Source organism: Nostoc sp. UCD121, assembly GCF_014222285.1.
Lineage (GTDB): Bacteria > Cyanobacteriota > Cyanobacteriia > Cyanobacteriales > Nostocaceae > Nostoc.
Genome location: NZ_JACKZS010000268.1, coordinates 1 through 8,730, shown reverse-complemented (window position 1 = coordinate 8,730; position 8,730 = coordinate 1). Strand labels below are relative to the sequence as shown.

Genomic DNA, 8,730 nt, shown 5'->3' with positions numbered 1-8,730 from the left:
TTACTATAGTAAATATTAATTAAATAATTAGGTCGGTGAAATTAAAGCTAACTGGCTAAGGCTGTCATTTGCCTTTTGTCATTGTTCATTAGTAAGAGTTTTAAGCATATTTACGTTTTGTAACATACTTAGTTTTTTTAATCCCAACTTACTTGATTCTGATTTTGTGATCAAGAATATAAATATTGAGCCAAGGATTTGATATCGTTAGCGAATGTAATACATATTTGTATTTAAAAGTATTATGTAAGCTCAAACCTTCAATCTGCCGTTGCAGCTTTTAGTTGTAACACTTTCGCCAACAGTATCAGGATTTCGGTTCAATACCTACCAAAGGATAATTTATTCAAAAAAATTAAGAGACCCGATCGCAGATCGATTGAGGTGTAAGTAAGATCGGGAGGAAAACGGTATAAATAAGTTCTCTTAGGGTTGTTAAGTAGTTTCATCCAAGAGAAGCTTTATAGCGATCGCATACAGAAAATTTTTCAAATAGGAGCGCGACTTATCACATTTTGGCAAAAAAGCAATACCTTACAGTAAGTACTATTTTTAACAAAACATTTGTAACTACCCTTGCAGTTTATTTACCCACCGCCTGCTATTCTTATAGTTACTTCGGTCTGTCATAGCAGATAGATTATCCTCAATAATGTTTTAATTTATTAGCGCTCATATACCATCCTGGTACTGTGGGTGCTTTTACTTTATGCTTGATAGCAGCAAAAAACCTAGTCCCCTTACCGCGTCGGGAAGGGGGAAATTTAATAGAGAGGTTTTCCAAATACCCTAAGCTGACAGTGAAGCTTTAACTTGACCAAAACGGCGATCGCGACTTTGGTAGCTCAACAAAGCCTGATGAAATGCTTCTCGATTAAAATCTGGCCAAAGAATATCAGTGAAATACATCTCTGTATACGCCATTTGCCATAAGAGAAAATTACTCAATCGCATCTCACCGCTAGTACGAATCAGCAAATCGGGTTCTGGAGTGTTTGCCGTATAGAGATGTTGTTCTACAAGACCTTCATTCACTTGTTCCGCACTGAGTTGGCCCTGTTCCACGAGTTGAGCTACTTGACGACAAACTCTGGTAATTTCGTTGCGGCTACCGTAGTTGACCGCAACAGTAAAGTGGATTGCTTGATTATTCAAAGTCTCTGTCATTGAACGTTCCATTTGCATCTGTAGAGACTTAGGTAAAGCCGATAAATCTCCAATAAACGAGATGCGTACACCTTCTTGATGCATTTGAGCCAACTCGCGGCGTAGTAATCGCTCAAACAACAGCATCAGAAAATCTACTTCTTCAACGGGACGCTGCCAATTTTCTGTTGAAAAAGCATAAGCTGTCAACGCTTTAACTCCCCAATCCTTGCAGCAACGCAATAGTTCTTTGAGCGTTCTTGCTCCTTGGCGATGTCCAGCAATGCGCGGTAATCCTCGACTGGTTGCCCATCTTCCGTTACCATCCATGATGACGGCGATATGTTGGGGTATTTTTTTGGGATTTAAATCGCTGGGTAATTTTGATTTGTCACTTGTACTGAGCGAAGCCGAAGTATTTGTCATTTGTCCTTTGTTTCGACTAATTAGTTTCAAATAAATTTTGTAAGTACTGTGGTGTGAGGGTGTTGTTCCAACTCCACAGACGACGCATTGTATAGGTGAAGGTGAAGAGGAGAGTTGCTTTGTTAGTCAATGACCAAGCATTCCAGTTGAGGGTAGCCATCATGCGGCGGAGGGTACGCATGAGGTTGTTGCGCTGATAATTTTGCGATCGCGTTTTGATGAGTGTGCGTCCAATTCGCATCAACCCAGTATCAGGGAAAGTCCAGACTCCAAACCCCCAAAATTTGGTCGTATGGTTGATTTCATCCTGTGCTAGTTCCTCTAAAACATCCTGGAGTGCGCCAGTGGTGTGAGCCATCAACCAAATATAAAGACAGGTAGCACCGTATTCTGTGGCAATGCGGTGTAAGCCGTGGCGATATAAGTCTTCGTGAGCGTCATCTGTGGGAAGATAGCTTCTAACTGTCCGAAGTTTTGGGGTAATTTTCTCGCCCGTTAATTGGGTGTAGACTTTGATTAATGCAGGTGTGTGCTGACGTTCTTCCTTTTCCCACAAACCAAGTTCCAGCAATTCGCCATCTTCATTGACAGTTCCACCAACAAACCGAGCCATTTGAGGATGCAATTTTTCCAAATACTGCCGACTGGTTTGGGTATAGCCGCGAATCGGAGCTTCTGTATCCATCGCACCTATCAATATGGATAGAAATACCTCTGCGTCTAAGCCGATAATTTGATTGCGGTTAATCGTTTGCCAGTCAATGGGTTTCCAGGGACGCGGTTGAGGATTGGCAAACTGTATCGGTAAATCTTGCAGACGCTCATGTAGTTTTTCGACTGCAATATATTTGTCTATGAGGGAACGGATGCGGCGCTGTGTTTGCAAATAATGAGGACTGGGATAGCTTTGACCTGCTAAGTCTTCTGTGATTGGGCTGAGGGTGTTAAGCATATTTTTATACTTAAATTTTTATCTCTATGCCCAATAGCCTAAGCGATCGCACTTCGTTTTGTCAGTCGGCTGAAGTCGGCAGTTTTATGTGATCGGGTTGCAAAAGTCGGGGAAAAAGTCTTTAGTCTAGTTGTAATAACCAACAATCAAGGTATTTTCAAACCAGGATTAACTGACTCTTAATCAGCAACGCCAGATATACTGTCCCAGCAATGGTTCTACGTTTTTTAGGTCAGACTGTCTGATTGAAGTCACACTAGGAGCCTAGCCAGAGCGATTGCTCTGGCTAGGCTGAAACAGGATGTAGCGTTACCAGGACCCCCAGATAGCAAAGGTTATTCCTGGACTCTGCATATTGACAAACATCGTCTGACCATCGGGGGAGAAGCAGACCCCGGCGAACTCTGATGTGTTGAGGGCATTTTTAGCAAACTTATAAAGACTTCCACTGGGAGTGATGCCCAGAATGTAATCCGTTCCATCCCCATCTTCACAGAGAAAGATGTCCCGGTTGGGGAAAACCACAATATTGTCTGGATTGTCTAGCACACCAGAATTGTTGGGTTCAATATATAGCTCAACAGTATTATTAGTGGGCGAATAACGCCAAATCTGCCCATCTCCAGAACTACCACCGCTCTTACAGGTGAAGTAGACATAACCACTGCCATAAAAGATACCTTCCCCACCTGAAAACCTGGCGGCACCGCTGTTATACCCTGCTGTTCTGACAGTATCAGATGTGGGATCAGGATTGCTAATCTGTACCCAGTTCACCGCCCTAGGCGTATTTTTTGGGAAACCCGTAGCTGTGTTGATTCCAGACGACCCCGTAATCCTTAAAGCGTATAGCGTGCCGCCAGCACTGAGGTTGTTGCTTTGGTTGGGAATAAAGCGGTAGAACAGCCCATCACTCCGGTCTTCTGTCATGTAGATATACCCTGTGTTAGGGTCTACAGCAGCAGCCTCGTGATTAAAACGCCCCATAGCAGTTAGTGGGACGGGAGTGACAAAAGTATTTGCACTACTGGGAACTTCAAACACATAACCATGCTTCTTGCCGTTATTGGTTTCAAAAGTTTCCTCGCAGGTTAACCATGACCCTGAAGGCGTAGGGCCACCGGCACAGTTGCGAATAGTTCCCGCTAGGACACCCCGATGTTCTACCAGGTTACGGGAAGAATTAACAACCAATTTAGTACAACCGCCCCTCCCATTTGTGTTGTACTTGCTGCCACTGGGAGCGCCAACACCGTTGCCAGAAGTACCGAGTTCATGATTGCGAATTAGAATCGTATTGCCATTAGACCCGGCAAAAGCACCCATACCATCGTGACCACCCGGTACTAAGTAACCATCATTCATCGTTTGGCCTGTTTCGGACAGTCTGCGGTAAGTGAATCCAGATGGCAAATCTAATACTCCGTTGGGGTCGGTCACTAAATTGCCGTAGGGACCCGCAGCGATCGCAGGTTTAGCATAGAATGCTTGCAAAGGAGATAGAAGGACGGCACCTGTAGCAGATGCTCCTGCCAGGGTAAAAAACTCACGTCTCGATAAATTCAATGTATACTCCCTGATGTTTTGGATGAGGCTTAATTTGTTGCAAATAGCTAGCCTCAATTATCTAAGAAGAGTAAGTTTTTCAAATTAATAAGAGGTTAAAAAAAGATTATTCAAGGCATTGAAGTAATACAAATTTCTAAACTTATCTCCTTAATGTTTTTTCTCCGGCAAGTGATTATTCGTATGTAATAAGGGAAGTTCCGGTTCTATCGTTACAATTATGTAAAATTAATACAAAAATGGCAAAGCTACAAATTGGCTCTCCATCAGAAACAATAATAGACGCTCAGAAATACTGGAACGCCACTGGTATTTTTCTAGAAATAGGAGCAAGTTATAAGTTTGAAGTACAAGGAGAACAGTTTTGGTATGATGCCAAGATTAGAAGTGATGCAGATGGGTATACAAAACCGTGGCTACGTTGGGCTGAGATGTTCCGCAGAAAACCAAACGAAAACTGGTTTTCCCTAATTGGGAATATTGGCCAGTCTGGTGAACAAGAGTTCTTAATTGGGAAGAAATTGGAGAAATATAAAGCTTCTTCAAGTGGGGAGTTTTTTTGTTATGCCAATGATGTTCCAATAATGTATTTTAACAATTGTGGAACATTAATTTTGACTATTACAAGATTGAGTTAATTGACAAACGTATTAAAGAACTGTTGATGCTCAATTAATTTATTGGGTCGGTAAAATAGCTTTTCAAGAGACTCCATTAGAGGTTGTTTGAAAAGTCTTTGGCTGTGATTTTAGACACTTGTTGATCCCCCTAACCCTCTTAAAAAGGGGGAAACCGGATCAAAGTCCCCCTTTTTAAGGGGGATTTAGGGGGATCTAAAAGGATTTGATACATCACTAATAACTTTTCAAACATCCTCTTAGTTGCACTCACAAGAAGCAATGAAAATTGTGGCTGAATTTTGAATAAAGTTTGCAAAAGTCGGGAAAAAAGTCGGGTTTACAGAATCTTATCCGAAAACTCCCGCAACATAACTGTAGAGTGATTTATAGTTGTCCCTAAAATCTGAACTCCCCTCGTCGTTACACAATGGACGCTGAAGCAGCATTAGCATGGTTAGATGCCACAATTCCCCCGCAGACTGGGGAACGGTTGAGCGATTTACAAAAAGTGATTCTTGTGCAAGTTTGGTTGGGTAGAAAATACTTGGATATCGCTCATTCTTACGGTTGTACCGAAGGACACGCCAAGGATGCTGGTTCTCAGTTATGGAAGCTGCTTTCTCAAGTATTGCGAGAAAAGATAACCAAAAGTAATTGTCGCGCTACTTTGGAACGGGTTCTGAGAAAAACGACTGCAATATCATCAAGTCTGATTGATTACTCGCGATCGCCACATCCCACCCTAAAATTAAAGGATACCAATTTTATTGGACGAGCAGAAGCGATCGCTCACCTAAATACTTTGGTAAATCAAGGCTCGAAAGTTATTGTCATCCAAGGTGAGGGAGGCTTAGGCAAAACTACTCTAGCGCAGCAATATCTCCAAACTCAGGGGTTTGATTTGGTTTTAGAACTGCTGATGGCGAAGGAAACGCAGAATATCACCCCCGCCGAACGAGTAGTAGAAGAATGGCTCAAACAAGACTTTGATCAAGAACCTGGGGTAGAATTTGGGGTGACATTGGGACGACTCAAGCGCGAACTCCACAATCGGCGCATTGGGGTGTTAATTGACAATTTGGAACCTGCATTAGATCAACAAGGTAGGTTAATTGCTTCTCACCGCAACTATGTAGAACTATTGCGGGTGTTGGCTGATGCCAGGGTGCAATCTGTTACTCTAATTACTAGCCGCGATCGCCTTTGTGAACCTGGGTTGAATGTGAATCACTATCGGCTTCCTGGTTTGGAGCAAAGCGCATGGCAAAAGTTTTTTAGCAACCGTGGGTTAGCCATCGACTCGCCAACCTTGCAAATCATGCATCGCACTTATGGCGGTAATGCTAAAGCAATGGGAATTCTCTGCGGTTCGATTCAGGAGGATTTTGGCGGTGACATGGTTCTTTATTGGCAAGAAAATCATGCCGATCCTTTAGCAGCAACGGACTTAAAAAATTTAGCGGTTAGTCAAATCAATCGTTTGCAAGCCCTCGACCCCCAAGCATATCGCTTACTTTGCCGTTTGGGATGTTATCGTTACCAAGATATACCTACTATCCCATCACAAGGGTTATTTTGCTTACTTTGGGATGTCCCACCCGATCAACATCGGCAAATCATCGCTTCATTGAGAAATCGGTCTTTGGTGGAGTGCAATAAAGGCGAATATTGGCTGCATCCGGTGATTCGTGCTGAAGCGATCGCACGTTTACGCCCCAGCGATGAATGGGAAATTGCCAATCATAAAGCCGCAGAATTTTGGACAGCTAGTATTAAACAAATTGAAACCTTTAAGGATGCTTTGCAAGCTCTGGAAGCATATTATCATTATATAGAAATTCATGAATTTCAGTTGGCAGGTAAGGTAATTTTAAAAAGCCGAAATAATCAATGGCAGCAGTTTTTACCTCTTGGTAGTACATTGTATCGGATGGGTTTAATTCAACCCATACTGGCGGCAATTAATCAAGTTGTTAACAATCTGGAAAATAACCAAAATCTCAGTGAACTCTATAATATACTGGGCGATCTATATTGGATAACAGGTAAAATTAGTCAAGCGATCGCCTGTCAGGAAAAAACTATTACTCTGGCAACCCAAGCACTTAAATCACTTGTACCTCAGCCAGGAAATAAACATCCGGTTTACTATCTGAGGATGCTAGAGGTAGATTCTTTATTAAGTATTGGTCTTTACAAAATAGATTTGTGGGAACTAGAGGCAGCCACGAATTTATTTCAACAAGTAATTTACCTAGCCCAAAATACTGAGCATCATCGCTGGGCAGAGAAAGCATCAGTTTGTTTAGCTTTGGTGTATTCTTATTTAGGTTTGCGTGATGCCTCCTTTGCATTAGCAGATGTAGCTTATCAGAATATTACGAGCGAAAAGCTCGTAGAACAGACTGGGAGATTTGTCTATTTTATGCAAATTTTGGGTCAAACCTACGTCAATTTGGGAGAGTTTTATCAAGCAAATCAAATATTACATCAAGCTTTAACCTTTGCTGAAGAAAGCCACTATATGCAGGTGAAAGCAAAGACACTCAATGGTTTAGCAGAAATAAATCGACAACAAACAGATTTTGAATTAGCCCTAGCTCATCATAGAGAAGCAATCGAACTGTTGGATAAAATAGGTGCTAAGTGCGATCTTGCTGAAGCTTATTATCAATTAGGTTTAACTTATCAAAAGATGGGAAATTCTGATGAAAGTAAATTTAATTTTAATCAAGGAATTCAGCTATTTACTGAAATAAAAGCTCCGAAGCAAGTTGAAAAAATTTCAACTTCACAATCTGGTTTATTTATCTGCGTTAGCAGGCATTGTAACAGTTAATATTTGATGGTTTCTGATTCATAACTCATAACTTTTAACTCAATATGCGTCCATACACTGCTATCTTAATCGTACCAACAGGCATTGGGGCTACCATTGGGGGTTATGCAGGTGATGCTTTGCCTGTTGCCAAAGTTATAGCACAGGTTTGCGATCGCCTAATTACTCACCCCAATGTCCTTAACGGTGCAAGTTTATACTGGAATCTTCCAAATACTTTCTATGTTGAAGGTTATGGACTTGACAAATTCGCCTCTGGATGCTGGGGTTTGCGTCCAGTCCGCAACAATAAAGTAGGTTTGCTTTTAGACCAAGCTATTGAGCCAGAATTACGGCTACGGCATATACAAGCAGCCGATGCAGTCAGAGCAACTCTGGGATTGACTCTAACAGATTATGTAATTACAGATGCACCATTAAATGTAGAATTGCGGACTACAGCATCGGGAGCCAGTTGGGGAACAATTGGCAACCCAGATAGTTTATTACGGGCAGCCGAGATATTAATTAAAAAAGCGGGTGCAGAAGCGATCGCAGTTGTTGCCCGTTTCCCCGATGATATGGACTCAGAAGCAGTACAAAAATATCGCCAGGGTGAAGGTGTTGATCCCCTAGCAGGTGCAGAAGCCGTAATTAGTCATTTGCTAGTGCGAACCTTTCAAATTCCTTGCGCCCATTCTCCCGCCCTTTTGAGCGAACCCCCACAACCTGATTTATCTCCCCGTTCCGCCGCCGAAGAATTAGGCTATACCTTTTTGCCCTGCGTCCTTGTAGGATTAAGTCGTGCCCCACAATTTATAATAGATAAAGGAGCGATCGCATCAGATAAAGGAGATATTTGGGCAGATGAAGTGGATGCTGCGATCGCACCTGCAAATGCTTGTGGTAGCAGTGCCTTACTGAGTTTAAGTCAAAGACGATGCCAAATAATTACAGTAGAAGAAAATAAAACTCTAATCAAAGTTCCTCCCCAACCGTTGGGGATCAAAGTTATACAGGTAAACTCATATTTAGAAGCAGTAGGCGTATTAGTAGCACACAAAGCAGGCATTAACCCCTCCGCTCTCCGTCCCAAACTATCACCTTTGCAGCCAGTAATTAAAAGTTAGGAGTTAGGAGAGACGCGATTAATCGCATCTGTACAGGAGTTAGGAGTTCTATCTTCCGCCTGCCCCCTGCCC

6 protein-coding genes are annotated in these 8,730 nt (G+C 42.2%); 3 read left to right on the top strand and 3 right to left on the bottom strand.

The window, feature by feature from the left end; genetic code table 11:
• Positions 1-789 precede the first annotated feature (789 nt).
• From GNF10_RS32680 to GNF10_RS32670, 3 genes are all read right to left on the bottom strand, one after another.
• Entirely contained in the window at positions 790-1,572 is a 783-nt protein-coding gene (locus GNF10_RS32680; protein WP_185584538.1) for an isoprenyl transferase, read from the bottom strand.
• Positions 1,573-1,588: 16 nt separating this feature from the next.
• Positions 1,589-2,524 (bottom strand): ferritin-like domain-containing protein, encoded by a 936-nt coding sequence (locus tag GNF10_RS32675; RefSeq protein WP_185584540.1) that lies wholly within the window; start codon positions 2,522-2,524, stop codon positions 1,589-1,591.
• A gap of 309 nt (positions 2,525-2,833) precedes the next feature.
• Positions 2,834-4,090 carry an alkaline phosphatase PhoX gene (locus GNF10_RS32670; RefSeq protein WP_185584542.1) on the bottom strand — a complete coding sequence of 419 codons (1,257 nt, stop codon included), beginning with the start codon at positions 4,088-4,090 and terminating at the stop codon, positions 2,834-2,836.
• A 239-nt stretch (positions 4,091-4,329) separates the two neighbouring features.
• Here GNF10_RS32670 and GNF10_RS32665 point away from each other — a divergent pair, with 239 nt between their 5' ends.
• The 3 genes from GNF10_RS32665 (at position 4,330) to GNF10_RS32655 (ending at position 8,658) form a co-directional block, all read left to right on the top strand.
• Positions 4,330-4,728, top strand: a complete 399-nt coding sequence (locus tag GNF10_RS32665; protein ID WP_185584544.1) for a hypothetical protein — start codon at positions 4,330-4,332, stop codon at positions 4,726-4,728.
• Between the two features lie 409 nt (positions 4,729-5,137).
• Positions 5,138-7,549: a tetratricopeptide repeat protein gene (locus tag GNF10_RS32660; protein ID WP_185584546.1), complete on the top strand. Its 2,412-nt coding sequence runs from the start codon at positions 5,138-5,140 to the stop codon at positions 7,547-7,549.
• Between the two features lie 44 nt (positions 7,550-7,593).
• Positions 7,594-8,658, top strand: a complete 1,065-nt coding sequence (locus GNF10_RS32655; RefSeq protein ID WP_185584548.1) for a DUF3326 domain-containing protein — start codon at positions 7,594-7,596, stop codon at positions 8,656-8,658.
• The last annotated feature ends 72 nt before the right edge of the window (positions 8,659-8,730 follow it).

Bases quoted from the DNA above. Each gene is read 5' to 3' on its own strand.
- GNF10_RS32665 (WP_185584544.1), top strand. From the start codon at position 4,330: ATGGCAAAGCTACAAATTGGCTCTCCATCAGAAACAATAATAGACGCT.
- GNF10_RS32680 (WP_185584538.1), bottom strand. From the start codon at position 1,572: ATGACAAATACTTCGGCTTCGCTCAGTACAAGTGACAAATCAAAATTA.
- GNF10_RS32660 (WP_185584546.1), top strand. From the start codon at position 5,138: ATGGACGCTGAAGCAGCATTAGCATGGTTAGATGCCACAATTCCCCCG.
- GNF10_RS32675 (WP_185584540.1), bottom strand. From the start codon at position 2,524: ATGCTTAACACCCTCAGCCCAATCACAGAAGACTTAGCAGGTCAAAGC.
- GNF10_RS32655 (WP_185584548.1), top strand. From the start codon at position 7,594: ATGCGTCCATACACTGCTATCTTAATCGTACCAACAGGCATTGGGGCT.